The sequence below is a fragment of the Pseudonocardia autotrophica genome, assembly GCF_003945385.1.
In the GTDB taxonomy this organism is placed as follows: domain Bacteria; phylum Actinomycetota; class Actinomycetes; order Mycobacteriales; family Pseudonocardiaceae; genus Pseudonocardia; species Pseudonocardia autotrophica.
This window is the reverse complement of record NZ_AP018920.1, coordinates 1513762-1540040: the sequence shown is the minus strand read 5'-3', so window position 1 is coordinate 1540040 and position 26279 is coordinate 1513762. Positions and strand designations below refer to the sequence as shown.

Sequence of the window (26279 nt, the reverse complement as noted above, 5' to 3'; positions counted from 1 at the left end):
GGTCGTCACGAGCCAGGCCTGTCGCTGACCCATCGGTCACCAGGCCTGTTGCTTCCTTCCTCCCGCACCGGGCGCCCACGCACGCCCGGACCGCCGCACGGCGGACGACCACCAGGAGATCTCCTTACATGTCCGAGAACACCATCGACTCCCTCGACACCACGCTGAACGCCCAGATCTCCGAGCCGCTGAAGTTCGCCTACTGGGTCCCGAACGTCTCCGGCGGCCTCGTCACGAGCACCATCGAGCAGCGCACGGACTGGGGCTACGACTACAACGTGCGGCTCGCGCGGACCGCCGAGAACAACGGTTTCGACTACGCGCTCTCCCAGATCCGCTACATGGCCAGTTACGGCGCCGACCACCAGCACGAGGCCACCGCGTTCTCGCTCGCGCTGGGCCTGGCGACCGAGCGGCTGAAGGTGATCGCCGCCGTGCATCCCGGACTGTGGGAGCCCGCCGTCCTCGCGAAGTGGGTGGCGACCGCGGACCACCTGACGGGTGGCCGGATCGCGGTCAACGTCGTCTCCGGCTGGCTCAAGGCCGAGTTCACCGCACTCGGCCAGCCGTGGCTGGAGCACGATGAGCGCTACCGCCGGGCGAACGAGTTCATCCGGGTGCTGCGCGAGATCTGGACCGCAGGCGAGAGCGGCGCCGAGTTCGCGGGCGACTTCTACCGGGTGCACGGTTACGACCTGAAGCCCAAGCCGGTCGAGGTACCCGGGCGGCCGCACCCGGAGATCTTCCAGGGCGGCAACTCGACGGCCGCCCGCCGCAACGGCGGCACCGTCTCCGACTGGTACTTCTCCAACGGCAAGGACTACGACGGCTTCACCGAACAGGTCGAGGAGGTACTCGGGCACGCCAAGACCGCCGAACGCCCGGCACCGGTCCGGTTCGGCCTGAACGCGTTCCTGATCGCCCGCGACGACGAGTCCGAGGCCCGCGAGACGCTGCGCGAGATCATCGCCAAGGCCAACCGGCCGGCCGTGGAAGGCTTCCGGGACGCCGTGCAGCAGGCCGGGAACGCCACCGGCGACAAGCGCGGGATGTGGGCGGACTCGTCGTTCGAGGACCTGGTCCAGTACAACGACGGCTTCCGCTCCCAGCTCATCGGCACCCCGGAGCAGATCGCCGATCGTGCGATCGAGTACAAGCGGCGCGGCGCGAACCTGCTGCTGCTCGGCTTCCTGCACTTCCAGGAGGAGGTCGAGTACTTCGGGGCGAAGGTGCTGCCGATCATCCGGGAGAAGGAGGCCGAGCTCGCCTCCCGCGAGCCGCAGCCGACGTCGGTCTGATCCGGTCCCGGCACGCGGGCGGCCCTTCCGCGTTTTCGGCAGGTTCCGCCGGGGTGACCGGACAGGTGTTCGGCATCCCATTCCGAAGGCCGCCTCGTTGACATTTCAGGGCGTTATCGTGAGAATTCATGGCGTGCTGTTCATCGAACTCACCCGTCGGCGTCACGTCGATCTGTCCCGCGTGGCCTCCTCGATCTGTCGGTGACATCCACGCCGATCCGCCGGCCGCAGCACTGACCCCGCGCTGAAACCGGAGCCGATCCTGCGCCGGATCCGGTGCTGCCCCGGTGCTGATCCTGTGCCGCCCCCGGTGTCGCCCCGGTGCTGGACCGGTGCTGACCCGGTGCTGCCGTCGGTGCCGGCCGGGACCTGATCCGGTGCCGATCCAGCGCTGACCCGGGTGCCCACCGAGCCCCGATCCGGCGCTGCCCCGGCGCTGGTCCGGCACCGCCTCGGCACCGGTCCAGCACTGGCTCGGCATCGGTCCAGCACTGAACGTTTTCCAACCTGGTGATCATGAGGTCGGTCGGCCTGCGGCGTGGTGTCACTGAAGTAGGTGAAGCTCCTGGTAGATGGGTGATTGCCTAGATCAACCCGTCCCAACCAGGAGCTTCAGGGTGCTTGTCTACCCCTCGTCGATGCCCGTGTCCAACCGCGCCCTGCACACCCTCTCCGACGCACTACGCCGACACCGCAAGAACCTCGGCAGTAGGTGGCGCCGACTCCCGCCCGGGCAACAGGCCCTGCTGGTGCTCGCGTACCTGAACAAGGGCGAGACCTACACCGCTCTGGCCTGCGGCTTCGGGATCGGCACCACGACGGTGTTCCGCTACGTCCGCGAAGGCGTCGACGTCCTCGCCGCGGCGGCACCATCGCTGGACGAGGCGCTCGGCGTGGCCCGACGTAAGGCGTTCGTGATCCTCGACGGCACGCTGCTGGCGATCGACCGGGTCGGCATGGGATCGGGCTACGACCGGGCGTTCTACTCCGGGAAACACAAGCGCCACGGCGTGAACGTGCAGGTCCTCGCCGACCCGGCCGGTCGACTGGTGTGGGCATCACCCGCGCTGCCCGGTGCCCGCCACGACATGGGCGCAGCCCGCGAACACGGTCTGATCGACGCCCTGTCCGAGCACGCGATCCAGGTCGTCGCCGACACCGCCTACCAAGGCGGCGGTCCGGCGATCCGGGTCCCACAGCGTCGTCGCCGCCTCGACCCAGACACCGGCCGCTACCGACCGCTGTCGCAGGCGCAGAAGCAGGTCAACGTCGCGCACGCACGCCAGCGCGGTCCCGGAGAACGAGCCAACGCCCAGCTCAAGTCGTGGCAGGTGCTCCGCAAGATCCGCAGCTGCCCGAAGCGAGCAACCGCACTGGTCCAGGCCGTGATGGTCCTGATCCAGGCTCGCTGAGATCAAGTTGGAAAGCGTTCACTGGCTCGACACCGGCCCGACACTGCCCCGGCATCGGTCCAGCACTGGCTCGGCGCGGACCCGGTGCTGCCCGTACCGGGACCTGGACTGGCGCCCTGACCTGCACCGGCACGGTGATCCCCGCCGAACCCGGCGCCGATCCCCGTGCCGGCCTCGGCACCGATTCCGGCGTGGGCCGGCGCAGGTAACGGGCCAGGCCCCAGCCAGCGGGCGCGGTCTCGGCGACAGGCGGCTCGGACAGTGGGCACCGCCCGGCCGGCAGGCGTGCCCCAACCGCGGGTGCCGACCCCGGCAGCAGGCACGACCCCGGCAGCAGACGCGGCCCCGGCAGCAGACGCGGCCCCGGCAGAGAGCGCTGTTCCGGCAACGGGCGCTACTCGGCAGCCGACCCCACAGCGGGACCGGATCCGGCGAGAACCCGTACCCGGCCCACCCGGTCCGCGGCACAGCCGGTGCCGCACCCGACCCTCCCGGACCGTCGCCACCCCGAATCCCGTCCCCGTTCCATATCCATTCCGTATCCATTCCGTACGCACGCCGGAACGTCTCCGACGAACCGGTGATTCTGCGCGCACGAATGCGCCCCCACGATTTCCGAACAACAGGGAGAAGCACATGACCACGACCGAAAACCGCCCCGGATCCGATGTGATCGACTGGTCGGCCGCACCTCCCCCGACCGACGAGACCGGCTGGCTGCAGCGGGCCCGCGAGGTCCGCCGCATCCTGGAGCGCGACGCCGCCGCCCGCGACCGGGCCGGCGCCACCCCCTACGACGAGGTCGCCCTGCTCAAGGAGTCCGGCCTGGTCACCCTGCTCGGCCCGGTCGAGCACGGCGGCGGTGGTCAGGAGTGGCCGACCGCCTACCGGGTGATCCGCGAGGTCGCCGCGGGCGACGGCTCGATCGGCCAGCTGCTCGGCTACCACCTCCTGTGGTTCTGGGCCGCCCGCCTGGTCGGGACGCCCGATCAGATCGAGGCGGTCGAGGCCGACGCAACCCGCAACCGCTGGTTCTTCGGCGGAGCGGTCAACCCCCGCGACGCGGACCTGACGATCCGGGAGGACGGCGACGACATCGTCTACTCCGGACACAAGAGCTTCTCCACCGGCAGCAAGGTCTCCGACGTGACCGTGCTGGAAGGGGTCCTCGACGGCAGCGGCGATCCCGGGACACACGTCTTCGCGATCGTCCCCAGCGAGCAGGAGGGCATCACCTTCCACGACGACTGGGACAACATCGGCCAGCGGCTCACCGAGAGCGGCAGCGTGACGATCGACGACGTGCGGGTGCCCTGGACCTCGGCCGCGGGCTTCGTCGACCGGGCCTTCCAGCCGCGGATCTACAACACGCTCAACGTGCCGACCATCCAGCTGGTGTTCGTCAGCTTCTACCTGGGCATCGCCCGCGGCGCGCTGGAGACCGGCGCCGAGTACACCCGCGGCACCACCCGGCCCTGGCTGCACGGCGGGCAGCAGCGTGCCGTCGACGAGCCCTACCAGCTCGACCTCTACGGCGACTACCAGTCGAAGCTCTGGGCGGTGGAGGCACTCGCCGACGCCGTCGCACAGGAGGCGCTGGAGATCCACCGGGACGCCTGGAACGTCACCGCACAGCAGCGTGGCGCGCACGAGGTACGGGTCGCGGCGGTGAAGGCCCGGGCCACCGAGGTCGCCCTGGAGATCACCTCGGGGATCTTCGAGGGCCTCGGCGCCCGTGCCACGGCCGCACAGCTGGGCTTCGACCGGTTCTGGCGCAACGTGCGCACCCACACCCTGCACGACCCGGTGGCGTACAAGCGCCGCGAGGTCGGTGCGCACCTGCTGCGCGACGAGCTGCCGGAGCCGACCTGGTACTCGTGAGCACCGGCTGTGCAGCGGCGGCCCCCGCGTGCCGCCGCTGCACAGCACCTGCCCGGATACGTGCTCAGGTGATGGCGGCCCGGATCTCGTCGGCGTGCGCCTCGGCCCAGGCCGCGACGGTCGTGCCGGGGCGGCCGGTGACCTCCTCGACGACGCCGCTGGGAGCCGGCTGCACCTCCCGCAGGAGCCCGAGGATGGTGTGCACGAGGAACTCCGCGGTCTCCCGGCCGGCCGAGGACTCCAGCGCTGTCACCGCCTCATCCTCCGTCACCTGCTCGAACCCGATCGGCACCCCGGTGGCGGCGGCGAGCACGTCGACCGCCGCCGACCGGCTGATCGGTTCCGGACCGGTGAGGGAGAGCGCGCGGCCGGCGTAACCGTCCTCGGTGAGGGCGACGGCCGCCACCTCCGCGATGTCGGTCATCGCGGTCGGGGTGCTCGCGAGCTCCGGCCACGGCTCCCGCACGACGCCGGTCCGCTGGATCTGCGGGTACCAGATCCCGACGTTCTCCACGAAGTCGGCGGGCCACAGGTGCGTCCAGGCCGGGGCCCCCGCCTCGACGGCCGCGGTGACCGATCCCCACCAGCTCTCCGGCTCCCCGGACAGGTCCACCACGTGTTCGACGCCCGCCGCGGCAGCCCGGTCCACGACCTCGGCGGCCGTCGCCTCCACCGGGGCCAGATACATCGCGCGGACGCCGTCGAACACCCCGTCGAGCGTCGAGGGCCGCCGCACCGACCCGCGGACGACCTCCACCCCCTCGGGCAGCGCGGCCCGCACCGGATCCACGGTCAGCGCCCGCACCGGCCCGGCGCCGCGGGCCAGCAGATGATCGACGACGAGACGCCCGATGTTGCCGGTCGCACCGGTCACCAGGATGGTCATGGCAGCCCCCTTCGGTTCACCCGGTACACCGTACCGAAATTCTCGTACGGCGTACCGGGTGAACCGCGGAGGGCCCTCAGTGCGTTCGGCTGCTCTCGGATCCGCGGGTCGCGCCCGGCACTCCGCGCAGTCGCGGGAGGAACCGGCCGGTGCGGCTGCGGTAGGCGTCGTACTCCGCGCCCAGCGCGCTGCCCAGCCCTGGCTCGTACACCGCGCGGGCCTGGATCTGCACCGCGACCAGGATCAGCACCCCGGCCAGCACGCCGAGCAGCGTCGGCGACACCAGCAGCATCCCGGCGCAGCCCACGATCAGGCCGGTCAGCACGGGATTGCGCACCCGGCTGTACAGGCCGCCGGTCACCAGCACCGGCCGCCGGGCGGCCTGCGCGTCACCGGCCGCGGCCGAACCCGCCTCCGGTGCCGACCGCCGCCAGACCGTCCCGAGCTGCAGCGTCGCGATCGCGACGACGGCGAACCCGAACAGCACCAGACCGGCCCCGGCCACCGCGACGCCGGGCCTGGCCAGCACCGCGATCGGCTCCAGCACACCGAGCGCGACCAGCAACGGGGCGCCGAAGCCGAGCAGCCCGGCGACGATCAGCAGCAGCCGTGCCCACCAGGCCGGGCTGCCCGGGGTGCGGACGATCTCGAGCCGCCGCTCGCCACGGGCCCGGTGCGCACGGGCCCTGAGCCATCCGGTCACGCCGACCGCGAGAACGCCGAGCAGCACCGCGGACCAGGCCGCGACCCGGTTGTCGATCAGCGCGCCGACCGTCGACCAGGCGTCGGGCCCCCAGACCTCGGGGACCGCCTCGACGAACAACCAGGCGCCGAAGACGAAGAACATCACCGCGGCGCCGATCGAGATGACCCGCTCCGGCAATCGCTGGCCGAGCTTGCGGCCGACCACGATGGCCATCGCATCCGCGGCGACCATGCCCAGCGTGGAGCCGAGCCAGACACCGAACCAGTTGTACTGGGTGGCCAGCGTGATGGTGGCCAGCATGGTCTTGTCACCCAGCTCGGCCAGGAAGAACGCGACCGACGCCGCGACCACCGCCGACCCGCCGGCCCGCTTGGCCTTGCGTTCCTCGTCGTCGGTGAGCGAGTCACCGCGCAGGGTCCACGCGCCGAAGGCGATGAAGGCGACCGCCGCGACCAGCGAGATCCAGCCGGTCGGGAGCGAGGCGCCCAGGCCCACGCCCACCGCCACCGAGACCAGATGCGTCACCGAGGTGGCGATGGTGATCCCGATGAGCACCGGGATCGCGTTGAAGCGCGTCGCGAATGTCAGCGCCATGAGCTGCGACTTGTCGCCGAGCTCGGCGACGAAGATGACGCCGAAACTGACCGCGAACGCGACCAGGAAACCGTTCATGTCCATCCCTCGATCTCGCGCCGGATCGAGGGAATGGGGATCCTCGATCCGGCACTACCGGATCGAAGGTCTCGCTCGCCTGGTGGTGGTCAGGCCGCCGCGCCCGGGGCCGCCGTCGAGGGCGTGCCCAGTATGTCGAGCGCAGCGTTGGGAGCTACTCCCCTTCGCGTACCCGGCGGACGTTACCGCACCGATCCGGTTCCCTCGACCCACGGCGCTGTGACCGCACTCTCACGCGAACCGGGCCGGATGGCTTAGCGTCGCGAACGACCCGCGTCACCGGTGACCGAGGAGGACCCCCATGCCCGATGCCGTCGTCTGCGAGGCCGTGCGCACACCGATCGGGAAACGGAAGGGCTCGCTGGCCGAGGTGCATCCGGTCGACCTGTCGGCGGCGGTGCTCGGCGCGCTCGCCGAGCGGACCGGGATCGATCCCGGCATCGTCGACGACGTGGTGTGGGGCTGTGTGAACCAGGTCGGCGACCAGGCCGCACAGATCGGCCGGTACGCGCTGCTCGCCGCCGGCTGGCCGGAGACGGTGCCCGGCGTCACGATCAACCGGGCGTGCGGGTCGAGCCAGTCGGCGTTCGACTTCGCCGCCGGGATGGTGCTCGCCGGGCAGTACGACGTCGTCGTCGCCGGGGGTGTCGAGTCGATGACCCGGGTGCCGCTCGGCGCCGGACGCGACCTGGGGCGTCCGTACGGCCCGCTGGTGCGGGAGCGCTACCGGGCCGACCTGACGTCCGGCGAGTTCCCGAACGCCGACTTCAACCAGGGGGTCGGCGCCGAGCGGATCGCCCGCGACTGGAAGCTGTCGCGCACCGAGCTCGACGAGTACGCGGCCCGCTCGCACGAGCTCGCCGCCGCCGCGACCGACTCCGGAGCGTTCGGCGGGCAGCTGGTCACGGTCCCCGGCGCGCCCGGGTTCGACGCCGACGAGGGCCTGCGCCGCAGCACCACCGTGGACACGCTCGCGGGATTGACGCCGTCGTTCGCGGCGGACGGCGTGATCCACGCCGGGAACAGCTCGCAGATCTCCGACGGCGCGTCCGCCGTGCTGGTCACCACCCCGGAGCGGGCCCGGGAGCTGGGGCTCACCCCGATCGTGCGGTACCACTCCGGCGCGGTGTCCGGCGCCGATCCGCTGCGGATGCTCACCGGGCCGATCCCGGCCACCCGCAAGGTGCTGGGCCGGGCCGGGCTCACCGTCGGCGACATCGGCGCGTTCGAGGTGAACGAGGCGTTCGCGCCCGTGCCGCTGGCCTGGCAGGCCGAGTTCGGCGCCGCACCCGAGCGGCTCAACCCGCTGGGCGGGGCGATCGCCGTGGGGCACCCGCTGGGTGCCTCCGGCACGGTCCTGCTGACCCGGCTCGTGCACCACATGCGCGACCGCGGGATCCGGTACGGCCTGCAGACCATGTGCGAGGGCGGCGGAACGGCGAACGCCACGATCGTCGAGCTGCTGTGAAACGCGGATCCGGCCCCGGCGTGGCCGTCCGGGCGCTAGATTCCGACCGTGCTCGTGATCGGGATCGTGCTGCTGCTCGCCGGAGCCGGATGCTTCTACGCCGCCGTGCGGACACAGCGCCGGGTGCACGCGATGATGGCCGCGGAGACACTGACCGTGCCCGAGCTGCTGGACCGGGCGCAGATCGCCGCCGGGCTGAACGGGCGCCCGGGCGGGTTCCGAATGGTGTGCGAGGTCGTCGGCGAGACCGCCCCCGCCCCGGTCGGGCTCCTTCGCTCCGAGCTGACCGGCACCGAGTGCGTCTGGCACGCGCACCGGGTCGAGCGCCGCTACGAGCAGCGACGGCGCGACGGTGACCGCACCACCAGCAGCACCCGGACCGAGACCGTCGCCGAGCTGACCTCACCGCACGGCTGGCCGCTGCTGCGCGACGGCCACACCATCGGCGTCGACCCGGGTGGTCGGCGACCGGACCCGGTGGACCAGGTGCTCGACACGTTCGAGCCGTCGACCGGTCCCGAGGCCGCGATGCGCGCCGGTTCGCGGACGCTGGGCTACCGGCGCCAGGAGTGGGTGCTGCGGCCCGGGGTGACGATGTACGTGCTCGGTGAGGTCGACGACCGGGACGGGCCGCTGGTCATCCGGCCGCCGCAGGATCCCGCCTCGCCGTTCGTGCTCTCCACCCGCACCGAGGACGAGCTGACCCGCGCCGACCGGGGAACCCAGCGTGTCTGGGCCCGGGGCGGGGCGGCGCTGGTGCTGCTGGGGCTCGTTCTGGCCGTCGCCGGGCTGCTCGGCTGACTGTGAGGGTGGACCTGCCAGTCCCGGAAGTGATGGGCTGGTGATCAGCAGCGGCGGGTGTGACTCATCGCCTGACTGGCCCTTTGGTGCCTGTGGCGGGACATGTCCGCTCGCTGCTGCTGGTGCCGGCCCGGCCGGAGTGGTGGCCTGATCAGGAGCCTGACCCCCGCAGTAGCCGCTACGGGGTGTCCCATCACAGTCCTGCCCGGATCTCCGAACCAGGCCGGCGATCAACAGCCGCGTCCTGCAAGGAGAACGCATGCCCATGCTGGCAGAGACCGTCGAACTCGTCATCGGGGTCGACACCCACACCGACACTCACACCGCCGCGGTCGTGGTCGCCGCGACCGGTGCGCGGGTGCAGACCCTGACCGTGGCCGCGGACCCGCACGGCTACGACGAGCTGCTGGCCACCGCCGAGCGACACGGTGGGCTGCGCGCGTTCGCCGTGGAGGGCGCCGGCGGCTACGGCGCGGGCCTGACCCGCCACCTCACCGAGGCCGGGGAGGTAGTCGTCGAACTCGACCGACCGCAGCGCCCGGCACGGCGCGGGGGCCGCCGCTCGGACCCTCTCGACGCCGAACGCGCCGCCCGCGATGCCCTGTCGCGGGCCCAGCTGGCCCGGCCCAAGACCGGGGCCGAGCGGGCTGCGCTGCAGTCGCTGCTGACCGCGCGTCGTTCAGCGGTCGAGGCGGCCAGCACCGCCCAGCGTCAGCTCCGCGCGCAGGTCATCACCGCCCCGGAAGCGGTCCGTGCTCGCTTCCGCGGACACCGCAGCACTCGCGCGCAGATCAGCATCGCGGCTGGCCTGCGCCCAGCCAACAGCACCGGCGACGTCGAGGTGCTCACCACGCTCAGGGTGCTGCGCGACCTCGCCCGGCGGATCCGCGCCCTGGAGGCCGAGGCCGCCGAGTACGAGAAGACGATCCGACGCGTGGTGGCGTCATGGCGGCCGGATCTACTCGAGTTGACCGGGGTCGGGCCGATCAACGCTGCGACCGTGCTCACCGCCTGGTCCCACCCCGGCCGCTGCCGCGACGAGGCCGCCTTCGCCATGCTCGCCGGAGCCGCCCCGATCCCGGCCAGCTCCGGGCGCACCGTCCGCTACCGGCTCAACCGTTCCGGCGACCGCCAGCTCAACCGAGCCCTGCACAGCATCGTGCTCTCACGACAACGCTACGACCAGGCCACCCGCGACTACACCCAACGGCGCCACACCGAAGGCAAGACCGACCGGGAGATCCGCCGCTGCCTCAAGCGCTACACCGCACGACAGCTGTTCCGCCAGCTCGAAACCGACCCCCTTCGCGGCCTTGACGAACCATAGGAGCGTCCCGGCCCGGGCCGCCGGCCCCGTCCGGCGGGAGTCAGCCGGACATCCACACCGAACGCCGCAGGGATTCCCAGCGCGATCACAGGGTCGTCTCAGGGTCGGGACGCACAGTACTGACATGACCGAGAACGGGCCGGGTCCGAGCGGGATCCCCGACGGACACACCCCCACCGCCGCCGGCGGCTCCGCGGGTGGCGATCCGGCCCCGTCCCGGCCCGAACGACGTTCCGGCGACGCGCGCACCGGCCACGCCGACGACACCCGCGCAGAGGAGGCACCCGAGATGAGCGACACCGAGCAGCGGCGTCCGAGCCCCGAGTGGGCGGCGGCGCCCGGTACCCAGCCGGGCGTGCCCGCGCACGGTGCGGGCAGCCCACCCACCTCGGTGTACCCGCCGTTCCCGCCGCAGAACGCCCCCCGGCCCCCGAAGCCCCCGAAGCGGTTCGGCGCGAGCGTGATCGCGCTCGCCCTCGCCGCGGGCCTGGTCGGCGGTGGCGTCGGTTTCGGTGGCGCGTACGCCGTCCTCGGCTCGTCCGGTTCCGGGCAGGCGAGCCTGGCCAGCGCGGCCGATCCGGGCACCCCGGCCCGAGCCGCGGACGGCTCGATCGCCGGCGCCGCGGCCGCGATCATGCCCAGCACCGTCGACATCCAGGTCCGCACCGGCCAGGGCGTCGCCGAGGGGTCCGGGGTCGTCCTGACCGCCGACGGCGAGGTGCTCACCAACAACCACGTCGTGTCCGGCGCCGCCCAGGGCGGGGAGATCACGGTGACCCTGTCCGACGGCACCCGGCACCAGGCCACCGTCGTGGGCACCTCCCCCAGCTACGACCTCGCGGTCATCCGGCTGCAGGGCGCCTCCGGCCTGACCGCCGCGACCCTCGGCGAGTCCTCGGGCGTCCAGGTCGGCGAGCAGGTCGTGGCGACCGGGTCGCCACAGGGACTGTCCGGCACGGTCACCGCGGGCATCGTCAGCGCGCTGAACCGGACCGTCGCGGCCGGCGGCGACGGCCAGGCCCCGGTCGTCTACAACGGGCTGCAGACCGACGCCCCGATCAACCAGGGCAACTCCGGTGGCCCGCTGGTGAACCTCGCCGGGCAGGTGGTCGGGATCAACTCCGCGATCGCCACCACCGGCCAGAGCCAGGGCTCGATCGGGCTGGGCTTCGCCATCCCGGTGGACACCGCGAAGCGGGTCGCCCAGGAGCTCATGTCCGACGGCGTCGCCACCAAGCCGCAGCTCGGCGTGCAGGGATCGGTGAACGCGTCGCGGGGCGCTGCCACCGGCGGGGCCGAGATCGCCGCCGTGCAGCCCGGATCGCCGGCCGCGCAGGCCGGGTTGCGCGAGGGCGACGTCGTCACCGAGGTGGACCAGTACCCGGTGTCGAGTTTCGCCGACCTGATCGCCCGGGTCGGCAACTTCGCCCCCGGTCAGCAGGTCACGCTGACCGTCGGCAGCGGCGCCGACGCCCGCCAGGTCCCGGTCACGCTCGGCAGCGTCGAGGACACCGCGGCCGCCAACGCAGAGAACGGGTCCAGCAACACGCCGAACGACCCGGGCCAGCTGCCCTTCGGGTTCAACCCCTTCGGCGACGGCAACTGACCCCACCCTCTCCGGCCGGGCGCGGCACATCCCTCCCGTCGCGCCCGGCCGGTCCTCTTGTCCGCTCCTGCCAGCGCGCGGTGGCGGCGGGATCCGACGCCCGGGCCCGACGCTCACGCCGCCGGGTCCGCAGCCGCCCGACCACGGCGGAGACGGCCCCCACCACGGCCACCAGCCCGACCGCCAGTCCCGCGGCCACCAGCGGCGAGTCGGTGAGATTGCCGGTCAGCACGCCGAGCACGCCGTAGAGCAGCGTCCACAGCGCGGCACCACCGGCGACCGCGGGCAGCAGCTTCGCCCAGGCCATCCCGGATGCCGCGGCGGCGATCAGGGTCGGCACGCGTCCGGCCGGGGCGACCCGCCCGACCAGCACCAGGAGCCAGCCGCGTTCGGCGAACGCGTCCCGCAGCCGCACCACCCGGGCCACCGTGCGTTCCCCGCCGAACCGGCCGCCCGCGACCGCGGCGAGCACCGAGGCGCTGCCCCGGCGGGCGACGGCGAAGGTGACGACGTCGCCGGCCAGCGCGGCGACGAAGGCGAGCCCGAGCACCAGCGGCAGCGACAGCGCGTCGGTGGTCATCGCCGTCGCCGCGGCCGCACCGACGATCGCGCCGGTCGGCACGACCGGCGCGATCGAACCGAACAGCACCCCGCCGGCGACGATCAGATAGGCGACCCGGCCGGCGTCCGGAGTGAGCTCGGCCTCGATCCACTCCTCGGCCGGGGGCGGGGCGACCGAGAGCGCGGCCAGCAGCGCGCTCACACCGGGGCCCCGACGCGGGCGCCCGGCTCGACCACCAGCGGGCGGGTGGGCAGCCCGGCGGCCGTGACGGCGGCGGCGAACTCGTGCGGAGGGTGCACCAGCAGCTCGCGCATCCGGCCGCCGATCCGGCCGGGGACCGAGCAGAGGCCGGTGACCGCGAGCGTGCCCCAATGCACCGGCAGGGTGACCTTCGGCGCGAGCCGGCGGACCGCCTCGGCCGCGCCCGACGGGTCGAGGTGGCCGGGCCCGAGGCTCGGCCCCCAGCCCCACACCGGCAGCGCCGCGAGATCGATCGGGCCCTGCGCGGCGACGTCGTCGAGCCCGGGGAACAGCCCGGTGTCCCCGGCGGCGTAGACGCGCAGGCCGTCGGCCTCCAGCAGATGGCCCATCGCGTCCGCCTGCGGGCCGTGCGTGAGCCGCGGACCCCAGCGGTGCCCGGAGTGCTCCGCCGGGGTGCCGGTGACCCGCAGCCCACCGAACGTCCTGGTCTCGCCGACGGCGAGCTCGGACACCCGGGGTACGCCGCGCCGGCGCACCCACCCGGCCGCGCCGGCCGGCACCACGATCTCGGTGTCGCGGGGCAGCAGCCGCAGCGACCGCAGGTGCAGGTGGTCGGCGTGCAGGTGGGAGATCAGGACCAGGTCGACGTCGGCGAGCCCGGCGGTGGGCACCGCGGGCACCATCCGGCGCAGTGGCCCCACCGCCGCGGTCAGCAGCGGATCGGTCAGGACGGTGCGTCCCCCCATCCGCAGCCGCAGCGTGCTGTGGCCGAGGAAGGTCGTCTCCGGCAGGTCCACGGGTCCGAGTATCCCCGGGTTCGGGCCGTGGTGGTCGTGCGCGGGCTCAGGCGTTCCCGAGAACCCGGTCGACGGCGATCTCCAGCACCACCCGTTCCGGGTTCGGCCGGGGCTCCTTGTACTGGGCCGCGTAGCGCCGCTCGGCGTCCCGCACGATCTCCGGCTCGTCCCGGACGACGGCGACACCCTCCAGCGTCGACCAGGTCCGGCCCTCGACGAGACAGACCGCGACCCGGGCGCCGCCGGGGCCGGCCGCGGCCACGTTGCGGGCCTTCTGCGAGCCGGCCCGGCAGATCACCCTGGCGATCCGCTCGTCGACGTCGACGGTGACACCGACCGGCGCGGCGTGCGGTGTGCCGTCCCGGCGGGCGGTGACGAGGATGCACGGGCGGCGCTCCGACCACAGCTGCAGGAAGGCATCGGAGACACCGTCGGCGAGGGATCGGCGTCGGTTCACGATCATCATCCTCGCCAACGGCCCGTTGCTCTGCTCACCGGGGGCTCGCCGGGCCGCGCCGGCCGGGCTCCGGCGGGATCACCGGCCGCGGGCCGGTGTAGACGCCGCCGGCTGATCCGGCCGTCCGCGACCTACGCCGGGCCGCCCCCGCCGGAGCCGGTCCCGGCTCCCTGACCGGCCCGGTCGCCGCGGGTGTCCCGGCGGATCGGGTGTTCGGGCGGCACCTCGACGAACACGATCCGGGTGCCGTCCGGGTCGGCGATCCACATCTCGTGCAGGCCCCACGGCTCCTGCTTCGGCTCACGCAGCACCCGGACGCCCGCGGCGGCCAGCTCGGCGTGCGTGCTCGCGAGATCGCGGACCTGCAGCCACAGCCGCAGCCCGCCCGGATCGGTACCCGGCTCGGCGTCCGGCGCCCCGGACGGCGACGCGGACACCTCCAGGAACCCGCTGCCCAGGAAGAAGACCGTCCCGCCGGGGAACTCCCGGGAGATCGCCAGCCCGAGGGTGTCGCGGTAGAAGGCGACCGCCGTCGCGGGATCGGCGGGACGCAGGATGGCGCGGCTGGCGAGGATCTCCACGAGGCCGCACGGTAGCGGTCCGGAACGGGACCGTGACACGGGCGAGACGTGCGTGAGATCGGTGGCATTGCAAACTTTTTGGTTGCCGCGGGACACGACGGCGTGCTCATCTGATCGGGCACCACCACTTCTCCCGCCCACGGAGGTCGCGTGTTCCGGGCCCGAACCCGCCCCACTCAGGACCCGGCCACACCCGGCCAGCCACCGGAAGCACGTCCGATGGTCGCGATCGCCGTGCTCGCCTCCTGCGGCGTGCTGGTGTCGCTGCTGCAGACGATGGTGGTGCCGCTGCTCCCCCGGTTCCCGGAGCTGCTGTCGGTCAGCCCGTCGACGGCGTCATGGCTGATCACGGCGAACCTGGTGGCGGGCGCGGTGTCGGCGCCCGTGCTCGGTCGGCTCGGCGACATGTTCGGCAAGCGCCGGATGCTGCTGGTCGCGCTCGGCCTGGTCGGCACCGGATCGCTGCTCGGCGCGCTCGCCCCGGGCATCGAACTGCTGCTCGTCGCCCGGGTGCTGCAGGGCGCGGCCTTCGGCGTGATCGCGCTGGGCATGAGCCTGATGCGCGACATCCTGCCCGCGGACCGGGTCGGCTTCGGGGTCGGGCTGATGTCGTCGTCGCTCGGCTTCGGCGGCGCGATCGGCCTGCCGATCACCGGTGTGGTCGCGCAGTTCGCCAGCTGGCGGTGGCTGTTCGCCGGTGCGGCGGTGCTCGCCGTCCTGCAGCTCGTGCTCGTGCGACGGCTGGTGGCCGAGTCGGGACGGCGGACCGGCGGCCGGTTCGACGGCCTCGGCGCGATCGGGATCGGCGCGGTGCTGCTCGCGGTGCTGCTCGCCGTCTCCAAGGGCAACGAGTGGGGCTGGACGTCACCGCAGGTGCTCGTGCTGATCATCGCGGCGCTGGTACTGGCACCGGCCGTCGGCTGGTACGAGCTGCGCTCCCCCGCCCCGCTGATCGACCTGCGGGTGTCCGCCCGGCCGGCCGTCCTGCTGACCAACACCGCGACCGTGCTGGTCGGCTTCTCGATGTTCGCCGGCTTCGTACTGACCACCCAGCTGCTGCAGGCACCGGTCAGCACCGGCTACGGCTTCGGCCAGTCGCTGCTCGTCGCCGGCCTGGTGCTGCTGCCGATGGGCGGCTCGATGGTGCTGTTCTCCTCGGCGTCGGCCCGGCTGTCGCGGGCCCGCGGGCCGCGGACCACGCTGGTGCTCGGCACGCTGCTGCTCGGGGTCGGGAACCTGGCGTTCGCGACGCTGCCCGGCACGGTCTGGCTGCTCATGCTGGTCTCGACGCTCACCGCGATCGGTGCCGCGCTCGCCTACTCCGCCATCCCACTGCTGATCATGCGCGCGGTGCCGGAGTCGGAAACGGCGGCGGCCAACAGCCTCAACACCCTGGCCCGCCAGCTGGGCACCAGCGCATGCACGGCGTTCGCCACCGCTGTGACCACGGCGTTCGTGATCGGCGACGGGATCCTGCCCGCCGGGCTCGCCTACACGATCGCGTTCGCCGGAGCCGGTGCGGCCGGGCTGCTGGCGATGCTGCTCGTCGCCGTCACGCCGGCGCCCGCCCCGGAGCCCGCGCCGGCGACGACTGCGTCGACGACCCCGACGAGGGCTGCGTCGACAGCCCCGACGACGACCCCGGCAGCGACTGCGGAACCGGCGACCTGCCGGCGCTGACGACGCCGCCCACAGGGATGCCGGAGGGCCGTTCCACCGAACGGACCCCCCGGACGCCCCACCGCCCGGCGGATCGCACATCGTGTCGCTGCACACTCCCGCCGCTCGCCCGCGCAGCGTGCAGGTACGTGCGCGGACGGTGTCCGGCGACCTGCGGACGCCTTCCATTGTGGACACTCACCCACCGCCCACCTGCCGTTTCGCCGGAAATGGATCCCGAACTTGCCGGTAGAACTACTCGGTAACATTCTCCCGGGTAACCGTCCGAGTTGACCGATTATCCGTGAGCGCGCACACTCCAGGGCTTGGATCACATTCCGATCGTGACCGTCCGCCGATACCGTTGCACGCACCGCATCCGAACTCATCGCCTGGCTTGCTCACGCGTCCAGCCTGGTGATTCCCGCCAGGCCGGCGCTGCTCCAGGAGGTCGCCCATGAAGCCTTTCGTGGTCAACAACCACGACCGTTTGGTCTTTCCAGCCAATTTTCTCGCCGAACTCGATTTCTCGGTCATCGATGATCTCGACCAATTCACGGCAATCGTCGGCCGCGATTTCGAGGCCAAGGCCCCGACCGGGACCGAGATTCTCGAGCGCATCACCGCCGGCGTGTACGAGAGCCGCTTCGCACTGCTGCGGGACATGAGCCAGAACCTCTTCTGGGTCAACCGCTTCTCGATGACGATGTTCGAGAAGCGGCCGACCCGCTGGCGGGACCTGCCCCGGCACCGCTCCGACGTCTTCCTGCCGGTGCTCACCCCCTGGGAGGACGGTGACAAGAAGGTCCGCGCCGTCCGCGAGGCCTTCCAGACGCTGCCCGCGACCTGGGACGACGAGGCCGAGCAGGGGATCTTCGATCTGCTCTTCGACGTCTTCGGCCACCGGCGCCACCACGCCACCGAGCTGCCCGCGGTGAAGCCGACCGTCGAGGAGTTCCTCGCCACCCCGGGCGCGATGACGTTCGTCGTGCCGCAGCACGACCCGGACTACCCGGTCTTCTCGTTCAACCAGATCCTCGACGCGCACGCCGAGGTGCCCGAGCTCGAGGCGCTGACCCGCTGGGCGATGGCGCTGCACAACCAGTACCCCTGGGACCGGGCCGCCACCGAGCTGCGCACCGCCGACCGGATCGGCGACGACGACCACGTCGTCGCGTTCCATCCGCGCAACCGCGACGTCGAAGCCTTCCTGGACCGTGCCACCGGCGCCCGCCCGACCCGCCGCGGCCGGCTCGCGACCCGCTCCGAGCCGGTCGCCCCGGAGTCCCCGCTGCCCCCGGTCCGGGTCCGCGAGGCGTTCCGGGTGCAGCCGAAGGTGGAGGCACTGGCCGTCGTGCGGGGTGAGCACGTCTGCTCCAACACCGACGTCGTGCGGAACACCTCGTTCTCCTGGTCGCCGATGAGCGCCGATGAGATCTCCGCCAAGACCGGCATCGACCAGCGCCGCTACACCGAGCTGGACATCGAGGACCTGGCCTGGTCGGCGGCCGTCCGCGCACTGGAGCACTCCGGCCGCCGGCGCGAGGAGATCGGCGCGGTGCTGGTCGCGACCTGCACCAGCGAGCGGTTGATCCCGTCGCTGTCGACCTGGCTGTCCGGCGAGCTGGGCCTGCTCCAGACGCACTGCTCGGCGGACATCATCGCGGCCTGCGCCGGGCTGCCCTACGGCCTGTCCGAGGCCGTCCGGCAGCTCCAGGAGGTCCAGCGGCCGGTACTGCTGGTGTGCGTCGAGAAGTTCTCCGACAAGATCGGCAACGTCCGCACCTCCAGGATGATCTTCGGCGACGGCGCGGCCGCGATGGTGGTCGCCCCGGCCCCCGACGGCGAGCCGGGCGACATCGACCTGCTGCAGACCTACGCGTCCGGCCCGGCGTCCGAGGTCAACTCGATCATCTGGCCGAACCCGGAGTTCGACAACGACATCACCGTCTACGGCCCCGAGGTGAAGGCGCTCGTCTCCCGCTACCTGGCGCAGATGATCGCCGAGCTCTCCGACGAGACCGGCCCCGGCGGAACCGGCTCGATGCTCGACGCGATCGACCTGATCGTGCCGCACCAGGCGAACAAGACGATGATCCTGCAGCTCGCGGCCAAGGCCGGGCTCTCGGCCGGTCAGCTGTACTTCAACATCGAGTCGATGGGCAACGTCTCCGCGGCGTCCATCCCGATCGCCATGTTCGACGCGGTCGCCGACGGGGCGGTGTCCGGCCGCACCCGGGTGTTCGCGCCCGGCTTCGGCGCCGGCGCGGTCGGCGGCTACGCGGTGCTGGAGGTCGATCCGGCCGTGATGGCCCCGGAGGTGTTCCTCGACCCGGCCGGTGCGCAGGGCCAGGTCTCCGGGACCACCGCGCCGACGTCCGACGACGTTCGCATCGCGTTCGGCGAGTGACGAGGATGGGTCCGGACCGGTAGGACGGACGGGCGATCCCCGCATCCGTCCCCGCCACCCAGCCAACGCCGCCGCCGTGCACACCTCAGGAGCAGTGAAACCCGCCATGTTCTCGCGCATCGCCATCGTCAACCGCGGCGAGCCCGCCATGCGACTGATCAACGCCGTCCGGGAGTGGAACGCCCAGAACGCGCCGGCCCGGCGCCTGCGCACCATCGCCCTCTACACCGCCGTCGATCGCCGGTCGATGTACGTCCGGGAGGCCGACGAGGCCGTCCTCATCGGACCGGACGACCCCGACCACATGGGCGCGAGCCCCTACCTCGACCACGACGAGCTGGAGCGCGCGCTGCGCGTGTCCCGGGCCGACGCGGTCTGGCCCGGCTGGGGCTTCGTGTCGGAGAAGGCCGAGTTCGCCGAGCTGTGCGAGCGGCTCGGGATCACTTTCGTCGGCCCGTCGGCGGAGGTGATGCGCCGGCTCGGCGACAAGATCGCGTCGAAGCAGCTCGCCGAGTCGGTGGGCGTCCCGATGGCACCGTGGTCGGGCGGCCCGGTGGCCGACATCGAGGCGGCGCGCAAGGCGGGCGACGCCATCGGCTACCCGCTGATGGTGAAGGCGACCGCGGGTGGCGGCGGCCGCGGCATCCGGTTCGTCGCGGGGCCCGAGCAGCTCGACGAGGCCTTCGAGCGGGCGGCGTCCGAGGCGGCGCGGACCGCGGGAGACGCCACCGTGTTCATGGAGCGGGCGGTCGCCGGTGGCCGGCACGTCGAGGTGCAGGTCGTCGCGGACGCGGGCGGCGACGTGTGGACGCTCGGCGTGCGTGACTGCTCGGTGCAGCGACGCAACCAGAAGGCGATCGAGGAGTCCGCCTCCACCGCGCTCGACGCCGAGCAGGACCAGCTGCTCCGCGACTCCGCCGCCGACCTGGTGCGGGCCGCGGGCTACGTCAACGCGGGCACCGTCGAGTTCCTCTACCAGCCCGAGGAGAAGCTGCTCTCGTTCCTCGAGGTCAACACCCGGCTGCAGGTCGAGCACCCGGTCACCGAGGCGTGCACCGGCGTCGACATCGTCAAGCTCCAGCTGCACATCGCGGCGGGCGGCACACTGGCCGACGCCGCCGGTGGCCCGGGGAGGAACGGCGGCGGATCGCCGGCCGGGCAGGGCTGGGCGATCGAGGCCCGGCTCACCGCCGAGGACCCGGAGCGCGAGTTCGCACCCGCCCCCGGACGGATCGAGCACCTCGCCCTGCCGAGCGGGCCGGGCATCCGGGTCGACACCGGCGTCGCCGCGGGTGACGTCATCCCGCCGCAGTTCGACTCCATGATCGCCAAGGTGATCGCCTGGGGCCGGGACCGCGACGAGGCCCGTGCCCGGCTGTCCCGGGCGCTGCGCCAGACCTCCGCGGTGATCGACGGCGGCTCCACCAACAAGGCGTTCCTGCTCGACCTGCTCGACCGCGACGAGCTGCGCTCCGGCGATGTCGAGACCACCTGGCTGGACGCCATGATGGCGGCCGGGTACACCCCGCCGCGCCGGCTCGACGTGGCGCTGCTGGCCACCGCGATCCAGTCGCACGACGGGCACGTCGCCCGCCAGCAGGACCGGCTGTTCCGTTCCGCCGAGGCCGGCCGGCCGGAGGTCGGCTACGAGACCTGGCACCAGACCGACGTCACCGCGGCCGGGCAGTCCTACAAGCTGAGGGTCGCCCGGACCCGGGCGGGCCGCTACCGGGTCGAGCTCGACGTACCCACCGCCGGAGGCGGCTCCTCGACACAGACCGTCGACGTCGACGTCGAGCGCAACGGCACCTACGAGCGCCGGCTCACCGTCGGTGAGCAGAGCTGGACGGTGCTCTCGGTCGCCCAGGAGTCGGACTACCTGGTCGAGGTCGACGGCGCCGTGCACCGCATCTCCGGCGGCGAGGCGGGCATCGTGCGCGCCCCGGCCCCGGCGATGGTGGTGGCGCTGCCGGTCTCTGCGGGCGACACCGTCGCCGAGGGCGACACGCTCGCGATCGTCGAGTCGATGAAGCTGGAGACCTCGCTGCGGGCGCCGTTCGACGGCGTCGTCGCCGAGCTGCTCGTGCCGGCGAACACCCAGGTCGACGGCGGCACGAAGCTGCTCCGGCTGGAGCCGCTGGCCGACGCCGACTCCGGCGCCGTCGCCGCCACCGGGGACCGGGTGGGGTTCGCCGCGTTCGGCACCGCCGGTGACTCCGGCGACCCGGCCCCGACCGCCGCGGACGCGCTGTCCGCGCTCCGGTTCCAGGTGCTCGGCTTCGACGTCGACGAGGGCCAGGCCCGCCCGCAGCTGCGCAGGCTCGCCGCCGCACGGGACGGCCTCCCGGCCGACGACCCGGCGGTGCTCGCAGGCGAGACCACCGTGCTGAAGATCTTCGCCGACCTGTGCGCGCTGTCGCGCAACCGCTCCGAGACCGACGACGAGACCGGCGAGACCGAGCGGAACCCGCAGGAGTACCTCTACGCGTACCTGCGCAGCCGCAACCCCGACGACGAGGGCCTGCCGGAGTCGTTCCAGGCCAAGCTGCGCCGGGCGCTGACGCACTACGGCGTCACCGACATCTCCGCCGATCCCGAGCTCGGCCCGGCGCTCTACCGGATGTTCCTGGCCCACCGCCGCGCCCCGCAGCAGGTGCCGGTCGTGCTGAACCTGCTGAACTGGCGGCTGCAGCACCCGGAGTCGGTCGCCGGGCTGTCCGCCTCGGCCCGCGAGGAGTACCTGCGCACGCTCGACGAGGTCGTCGTCGCCACCCAGCTACGGCATCCGGTCGTCGGCGACACCGCCCGCCTGGTCCGCTACCGCGCGTTCGACGCGCCGGTGGTCGCCGCCGAGCGCGGCCGGGTGCTGAGCGAGGTCCGGGAGAGCCTGGACGTGCTCGCGGCGGACCCGGAGGCCGCCGACCGCAACCGCCGGATCGACGCGCTGGTCGGCTCCTCGGAGCCCATCCTCGGCGTCTTCGGCGACCGGCACGACGCGGTGCTGCTGGAGGTCATGACCCGCCGCTACTACCGGGTCCGGCCGCTGCGCGAGCTGGAGCTCGCCGAGCACGCCGGCCGGCCGCTGCTCACCGCGCGCTACCAGCACCTGGGCAACGACCGCACGCTGTTCGCCACAGTGATCGACAACAACGACCCGCAGGGCGCGCTGGCGACCGCCGAGGAGCTGCGCCGCCGGGTCGGCGAGCTGGGCAGCGGCCGCACCGCGCTGGTCGATCTCTACGTCACCTCCACCAAGGCCGACGACGGAGGCGACCCGGACGCCCGCGCCGAGCGGGTCCGGGCGGCGCTCGGCCGGGTGCCCGGCGCGCTGCACCGGGTGGCGGTCGCGGTGCGGCCGAACCCGAGCGCCGACGCCGACGCCGCCGAGCCGCCCACCTGGTTCACCTTCCGGCCGGACGAGAACGGCGATCTCGTCGAGGACCGCACGCTGCGCGGCATGCACCCGCTGGTCGCCGACCGGCTGCGGCTGTGGCGCTTCCGCGACTTCGAGCTGACCCGGCTGCCCGCCGCCACCGACGTGCACCTGTTCCGGGCGGTCGGCCGCAACGTCACCGCCGACGACCGGCTGGTCGCGATGGCCGACGTCCGCGAACTCACCGTGCTGCGCGACGACGAGACCGGGCGGATCCGCTCGCTGCCTCAGTTCGAGCGCGCCCTCGACGCCTGCATCAACTCGCTGCGCAGCGCGCGCGCCGGGGACCGGACGCTGGCCCGCACATCATGGAACCGGATCCAGCTCTACGTCTGGCCGGAGGTGGACGTGCCACTGGCCGAGCTGGACTCGGTGGTGCGCAAGCTCGCCCCGCGCACCGCGAACCTGGGCCTGGAGCAGGTCCTGGTCGAGTTCCGCAGCGGCGACACGGCCGTCACCGGTGGCCAGGGCGGCCCGCGGTCGATGCTGCTGCGGATGTCGCGGCCGCCCGGCGCCGGGCTCACCGTCCGGCTGGACCAGCCGCCGACCGAGCCGATGCGCGAGCTGGACTCCTACGACCAGAAGGTGCTCAAGGCGCGCCGCCGCGGCGCCGTCTACCCCTACGAGATCGTCCCGCTGCTGACCGCCCCGATCGACGCCGGGCCGGGCAGCTGGCAGGAGTACGACCTGGACGACGCCGGGACCCCGCACCCGGTCGACCGGGCCCCCGGCGGCAACACCGCCAACCTGGTGCTGGGCGTCGTCACGGTGCCGACCCGGCGCTACCCCGAGGGCATCCGGCGGGTGGTACTGCTCGGTGACCCGACCCGGGCGCTCGGCGCGATTGCCGAGCCGGAGTGCCGCCGGGTACTCGCCGCGATCGAGCTGGCTCAGCAGCTGGACGTGCCGATCGAGTGGTTCGCCGTCTCGGCCGGCGCGAAGATCGCGATGGAGTCGGGCACCGAGAACATGGACTGGATCTCCCGGGTGCTGCGCGGGATCATCGAGTTCACCCAGGACGGCGGCGAGCTGAACGTCGTCGTCACCGGCATCAACGTCGGCGCCCAGCCCTACTGGAACGCCGAGGCGACGATGCTGATGCACACCAGGGGCATCCTGGTGATGACGCCGGACTCGGCGATGGTGCTGACCGGCAAGCACTCGCTGGACTTCTCCGGCGGCGTCTCCGCCGAGGACAACTTCGGCATCGGCGGCTACGACCGGATCATGGGCCCGAACGGCCAGGCGCAGTACTGGGCACCGGACCTGTCCGGCGCGGTCGGCGTGCTGCTGGCGCACTACGCGCACACCTGGTCGCTGCCCGGCGAGCGGTTCCCGCGGCCGGCGCCGACCACCGACCCGGTCTCCCGGGACGTCACGACCGCACCGCACGCCGGGCCGAACTGCGAGTTCGGCACGCTCGGCGAGATCTGGGCGCCGGAGACGAACCGGGAACGCAAGAAGCCGTTCGACATCCGGTCGGTGCTGCGCGGCGTCGCCGACGCCGATCACCCGACGTCCGAGCGGTGGGCCGACATGCACGACGCCGAGTCGGTCGTCGCGCTCGACGCGCACCTCGGCGGGCAGCCGATCGCGATGATCGGCATCGAGTCGCGGCCGCTGCCGCGGCGCGGCCCGAGCCCGGTCGACGGCCCGACGCAGTTCACCGCGGGCACGCTGTTCCCGCGGTCCTCGCGCAAGTGTGCGCGGGCCATCAACGCCGCGTCGGGCAACCGGCCGCTGGTCGTGCTGGCGAACCTGTCCGGGTTCGACGGCTCGCCGGAGTCGCTGCGCGGGCTGCAGCTGGAGAACGGCGCCGAGATCGGCCGGGCCATCGTCAACTTCGACGGCCCGATCGTGTTCTGCGTCGTCTCCCGCTACCACGGCGGGGCGTTCGTGGTGTTCTCCGGAACGCTGAACGACAACATGGAGGTCGCCGCGATCACCGGCTCCTACGCCTCCGTGCTGGGCGGCGCGCCCGCCGCCGCCGTCGTCTTCGCCGGCGAGGTCAACGACCGGACCGCGAAGGACGAACGGATCACCGGCCTGGAGGCCCGGATCGCCGAGGCGACCGAGGCCGGGGACGAGGCGGGCGCAGCCCGGTTGCGCGGCGAGCTCGCCACCCTCCGGCCGGACGTCCGCTCGGAGAAGCTCGGCCAGGTCGCGGACGAGTTCGACACCGAGCACTCGATCGAGCGGGCGCAGAGCGTCGGCTCGGTGCACCGGATCGTCACCCCGGACCAGCTGCGTCCCTACCTGGCCGACGCCGTACAGCGGGGCATGAAGCGCACTCTCGAATCCGCCGCCGGCGGAACCACAGGAGGAACGGAATGACCGCAGTTTCCGACACCCACCCGGACCAGCGCGTCGCCATCGTCACCGGGGGTGCCCGCGGCATCGGCGCGGCGATCACCACCGCGCTGGCCCGGCAGGGCGTGCACGTCGCCGCCGGATACTCCTCGAACTCCAAGGCCGCCGAGGAACTGAAGGAGAAGCTCGGCGCCGAGGGCGCCTCGGTCTCGGTGCACCAGGGCAACGTCGGCGAGCCCGACGACTGCTCCCGCGTGGTCGCCGAGGTGATCGAGCAGAAGGGCCGGATCGACTACCTGGTCAACAACGCCGGCATCACCGTCGACAAGACCGTCCGCAAGCTGACCGTCGACGACTGGCACGCGGTGCTGCGGATCAACCTCTCCGGCGCCTTCTACATGGCCAAGGCCGTGCTGGAGCACATGACCGGCAACGAGTTCGGCCGGATCGTGAACATCTCGTCGGTGATCGGCCAGACCGGCTCGATCGGCCAGGCGAACTACGCGTCGTCGAAGGCCGGCCTGATCGGCTTCTCGAAGTCGCTCGCCCAGGAGGTCGCGCGCAAGGGCGTCACGGTGAACTGCGTGGCGCCGGGCTTCATCGAGACCGAGATGGTCGCCGCGGTGCCGGAGAAGGCGCTGGAGAAGATCATCGCGAAGGTCCCGGTCGGCCGGCTCGGCCAGGCCGACGAGATCGCCCGCGCCGTCCAGTTCCTGGTCGACGACCGCGCCGGGTACGTCACCGGCTCGGTGATCAGCGTCAACGGCGGTCTGGACATGGCGTCGTGAGCTCCGGTCCCGTCCCACCGTCGGGGGGTGGGACGGGACCGGTCGCCCGCGTGTAGCGGGCCGCGAGCACCCGGAGCCGATCGACCAGCTCCGGGGGCTCGGTCACCCGGAAGTCCAGGTCCAACAGTCCGATGTAGACGGCGACGGTCTCGATGCTGTCGGCGCCGGTCACCAGCACGCAGCGCCCGCCGTCGAGCTCCTCGACCATGCCGACGGCCGGATTGATCCGGGCGAGCACGGTCGCCGCGGGCGCCTCGACGGTGATCCGGACGTGCACCTTCCACCCGGTCGACGCGACCTCCCGCAGCACCAGCGCCGGGTAGTCACCCCCGGGCAGCGGATCGGGGACGAACCGGCGCCCGGTCGGCGCCCGCAGGCCCACCAGATCGACCCGCCAGGTCCGCCAGCTCGCGTCCAGGCGCCCGACCAGATACCAGCGCCCCTGCCAGGCCACCAGCCGGTACGGCTCGACCGTGATCGGCCACTGCTCGCCCGGCACCTCCAGCCGGACGAGCTCGTGATCCCGGATCGCCGACGCCAGCGCAGTCAGCGCCACCGGATCGACCTCCGGATCGGGATCGGCGGTGTCGGTGTTGCGCGGGCCGGCCGCGGTGCTCTCGTGGATCGCCGCCACCCGGCGGCGCAGCCGGTCCGGCAGCACCTGGTCGAGCTTCGCCAGCGCCCGGCCGCCGCTCTCGCCCAGCAACCCGCCGCTCTCGCCGACGGTCCGCAGCCCGATCGCGACGGCGACCGCCTCGGCGTCGTCGAGCTGCAGCGGCGGCAGCCGGGCACCGGACCCGAGCCGGTAGTGCCCGGCCGCGCCGCGGACGGCGTGCACCGGGTAGTCGAGGCCGCGCAGCCGGGCGATGTCGTTGCGCACGGTGCGCTCGCCGACCCCGAGCCGCTGCGCCAGCTCGCGCCCCGTCCACTCCGGCCTGGCCTGCAGCAGCCCGAGCAGGGTCAGCATCCGCGCCGCGGTGTCGGCCACCGGAAACCCCCATCCGAATCAGGAACGAAACGTGCC

At 72.9% G+C, this 26279-nt stretch carries 19 protein-coding genes; 12 read left to right on the top strand and 7 right to left on the bottom strand.

What is annotated here, in order from left to right; translation table 11 throughout:
- Positions 1-128 precede the first annotated feature (128 nt).
- The 4 genes from sfnG (at position 129) to Pdca_RS07460 (ending at position 4591) form a co-directional block, all read left to right on the top strand.
- Complete coding sequence (gene sfnG, locus Pdca_RS07470) at positions 129-1298, top strand: dimethylsulfone monooxygenase SfnG (protein ID WP_085916082.1); 1170 nt, start codon at positions 129-131, stop codon at positions 1296-1298.
- Positions 1299-1416: 118 nt separating this feature from the next.
- Positions 1417-1503 carry a putative leader peptide gene (locus Pdca_RS37940; RefSeq protein ID WP_408635069.1) on the top strand — a complete coding sequence of 29 codons (87 nt, stop codon included), beginning with the start codon at positions 1417-1419 and terminating at the stop codon, positions 1501-1503.
- Positions 1504-1915: 412 nt separating this feature from the next.
- Complete coding sequence (locus Pdca_RS07465) at positions 1916-2710, top strand: transposase family protein (protein WP_125911222.1); 795 nt, start codon at positions 1916-1918, stop codon at positions 2708-2710.
- Between the two features lie 636 nt (positions 2711-3346).
- A complete protein-coding gene (locus Pdca_RS07460; protein WP_085916859.1) occupies positions 3347-4591 on the top strand; it encodes an acyl-CoA dehydrogenase family protein in 1245 nt (414 codons plus the stop codon).
- Positions 4592-4655: 64 nt separating this feature from the next.
- On the opposite strand, the gene Pdca_RS07455 is transcribed toward Pdca_RS07460, so the two are convergent.
- Both Pdca_RS07455 and Pdca_RS07450 read right to left on the bottom strand, forming a co-directional pair.
- The gene (locus Pdca_RS07455) at positions 4656-5477 is read right to left on the bottom strand and encodes an NAD(P)H-binding protein (RefSeq protein WP_085916860.1); all 822 of its coding nucleotides are present in this window, start codon (positions 5475-5477) and stop codon (positions 4656-4658) included.
- 76 nt (positions 5478-5553) lie between these two features.
- On the bottom strand, positions 5554-6855 hold the full coding sequence (locus tag Pdca_RS07450) for a TMEM165/GDT1 family protein (RefSeq protein ID WP_085916863.1): 1302 nt from the start codon (positions 6853-6855) through the stop codon (positions 5554-5556).
- 301 nt (positions 6856-7156) lie between these two features.
- Here Pdca_RS07450 and Pdca_RS07445 point away from each other — a divergent pair, with 301 nt between their 5' ends.
- From Pdca_RS07445 to Pdca_RS07430, 4 genes are all read left to right on the top strand, one after another.
- Complete coding sequence (locus Pdca_RS07445) at positions 7157-8323, top strand: thiolase family protein (RefSeq protein WP_085916861.1); 1167 nt, start codon at positions 7157-7159, stop codon at positions 8321-8323.
- Between the two features lie 48 nt (positions 8324-8371).
- On the top strand, positions 8372-9124 hold the full coding sequence (locus tag Pdca_RS07440; RefSeq protein ID WP_125911295.1) for a GIDE domain-containing protein: 753 nt from the start codon (positions 8372-8374) through the stop codon (positions 9122-9124).
- 259 nt (positions 9125-9383) lie between these two features.
- On the top strand, positions 9384-10451 hold the full coding sequence (locus Pdca_RS07435) for an IS110 family RNA-guided transposase (RefSeq protein WP_125911294.1): 1068 nt from the start codon (positions 9384-9386) through the stop codon (positions 10449-10451).
- Between the two features lie 124 nt (positions 10452-10575).
- Positions 10576-12057 carry a S1C family serine protease gene (locus Pdca_RS07430; RefSeq protein WP_085915425.1) on the top strand — a complete coding sequence of 494 codons (1482 nt, stop codon included), beginning with the start codon at positions 10576-10578 and terminating at the stop codon, positions 12055-12057.
- On the opposite strand, the gene Pdca_RS07425 is transcribed toward Pdca_RS07430, so the two are convergent.
- The 4 genes from Pdca_RS07425 to Pdca_RS07410 all read right to left on the bottom strand — a co-directional run bounded on the left by Pdca_RS07425 (position 12032) and on the right by Pdca_RS07410 (position 14655).
- Positions 12032-12820, bottom strand: coding sequence for a DedA family protein (locus Pdca_RS07425; RefSeq protein ID WP_174824403.1), 789 nt, complete (start codon positions 12818-12820; stop codon positions 12032-12034). The genes Pdca_RS07430 and Pdca_RS07425 overlap by 26 nt on opposite strands.
- Positions 12817-13617: an MBL fold metallo-hydrolase gene (locus Pdca_RS07420; protein WP_269462846.1), complete on the bottom strand. Its 801-nt coding sequence runs from the start codon at positions 13615-13617 to the stop codon at positions 12817-12819. The genes Pdca_RS07425 and Pdca_RS07420 overlap by 4 nt, the downstream gene beginning before the upstream one ends.
- A gap of 46 nt (positions 13618-13663) precedes the next feature.
- Positions 13664-14080 (bottom strand): TIGR03618 family F420-dependent PPOX class oxidoreductase, encoded by a 417-nt coding sequence (locus tag Pdca_RS07415; protein WP_085915426.1) that lies wholly within the window; start codon positions 14078-14080, stop codon positions 13664-13666.
- Positions 14081-14205: 125 nt separating this feature from the next.
- Entirely contained in the window at positions 14206-14655 is a 450-nt protein-coding gene (locus Pdca_RS07410) for a VOC family protein (protein WP_085915427.1), read from the bottom strand.
- A gap of 219 nt (positions 14656-14874) precedes the next feature.
- Here Pdca_RS07410 and Pdca_RS07405 point away from each other — a divergent pair, with 219 nt between their 5' ends.
- The 4 genes from Pdca_RS07405 to Pdca_RS07390 all read left to right on the top strand — a co-directional run bounded on the left by Pdca_RS07405 (position 14875) and on the right by Pdca_RS07390 (position 25255).
- Positions 14875-16335, top strand: coding sequence for an MFS transporter (locus Pdca_RS07405; protein ID WP_085915428.1), 1461 nt, complete (start codon positions 14875-14877; stop codon positions 16333-16335).
- Between the two features lie 436 nt (positions 16336-16771).
- Entirely contained in the window at positions 16772-18724 is a 1953-nt protein-coding gene (locus tag Pdca_RS07400) for a 3-oxoacyl-ACP synthase III family protein (protein WP_085915429.1), read from the top strand.
- A 106-nt stretch (positions 18725-18830) separates the two neighbouring features.
- Positions 18831-24491, top strand: a complete 5661-nt coding sequence (locus Pdca_RS07395; RefSeq protein ID WP_085915430.1) for an ATP-binding protein — start codon at positions 18831-18833, stop codon at positions 24489-24491.
- On the top strand, positions 24488-25255 hold the full coding sequence (locus Pdca_RS07390; protein ID WP_085915431.1) for a beta-ketoacyl-ACP reductase: 768 nt from the start codon (positions 24488-24490) through the stop codon (positions 25253-25255). Before Pdca_RS07395 ends, Pdca_RS07390 begins: the two co-directional genes overlap by 4 nt.
- On the opposite strand, the gene Pdca_RS07385 is transcribed toward Pdca_RS07390, so the two are convergent.
- Entirely contained in the window at positions 25227-26243 is a 1017-nt protein-coding gene (locus Pdca_RS07385) for a helix-turn-helix transcriptional regulator (RefSeq protein ID WP_085915432.1), read from the bottom strand. The genes Pdca_RS07390 and Pdca_RS07385 overlap by 29 nt on opposite strands.
- Positions 26244-26279: the final 36 nt, after the last annotated feature.

Bases quoted from the DNA above. Each gene is read 5' to 3' on its own strand.
- sfnG (WP_085916082.1), top strand. From the start codon at position 129: ATGTCCGAGAACACCATCGACTCCCTCGACACCACGCTGAACGCCCAG.
- Pdca_RS07460 (WP_085916859.1), top strand. From the start codon at position 3,347: ATGACCACGACCGAAAACCGCCCCGGATCCGATGTGATCGACTGGTCG.
- Pdca_RS07455 (WP_085916860.1), bottom strand. From the start codon at position 5,477: ATGACCATCCTGGTGACCGGTGCGACCGGCAACATCGGGCGTCTCGTC.
- Pdca_RS07450 (WP_085916863.1), bottom strand. From the start codon at position 6,855: ATGAACGGTTTCCTGGTCGCGTTCGCGGTCAGTTTCGGCGTCATCTTC.
- Pdca_RS07445 (WP_085916861.1), top strand. From the start codon at position 7,157: ATGCCCGATGCCGTCGTCTGCGAGGCCGTGCGCACACCGATCGGGAAA.
- Pdca_RS07435 (WP_125911294.1), top strand. From the start codon at position 9,384: ATGCCCATGCTGGCAGAGACCGTCGAACTCGTCATCGGGGTCGACACC.
- Pdca_RS07430 (WP_085915425.1), top strand. From the start codon at position 10,576: ATGACCGAGAACGGGCCGGGTCCGAGCGGGATCCCCGACGGACACACC.
- Pdca_RS07415 (WP_085915426.1), bottom strand. From the start codon at position 14,080: ATGATCGTGAACCGACGCCGATCCCTCGCCGACGGTGTCTCCGATGCC.
- Pdca_RS07405 (WP_085915428.1), top strand. From the start codon at position 14,875: ATGGTCGCGATCGCCGTGCTCGCCTCCTGCGGCGTGCTGGTGTCGCTG.
- Pdca_RS07400 (WP_085915429.1), top strand. From the start codon at position 16,772: ATGAAGCCTTTCGTGGTCAACAACCACGACCGTTTGGTCTTTCCAGCC.
- Pdca_RS07395 (WP_085915430.1), top strand. From the start codon at position 18,831: ATGTTCTCGCGCATCGCCATCGTCAACCGCGGCGAGCCCGCCATGCGA.
- Pdca_RS07390 (WP_085915431.1), top strand. From the start codon at position 24,488: ATGACCGCAGTTTCCGACACCCACCCGGACCAGCGCGTCGCCATCGTC.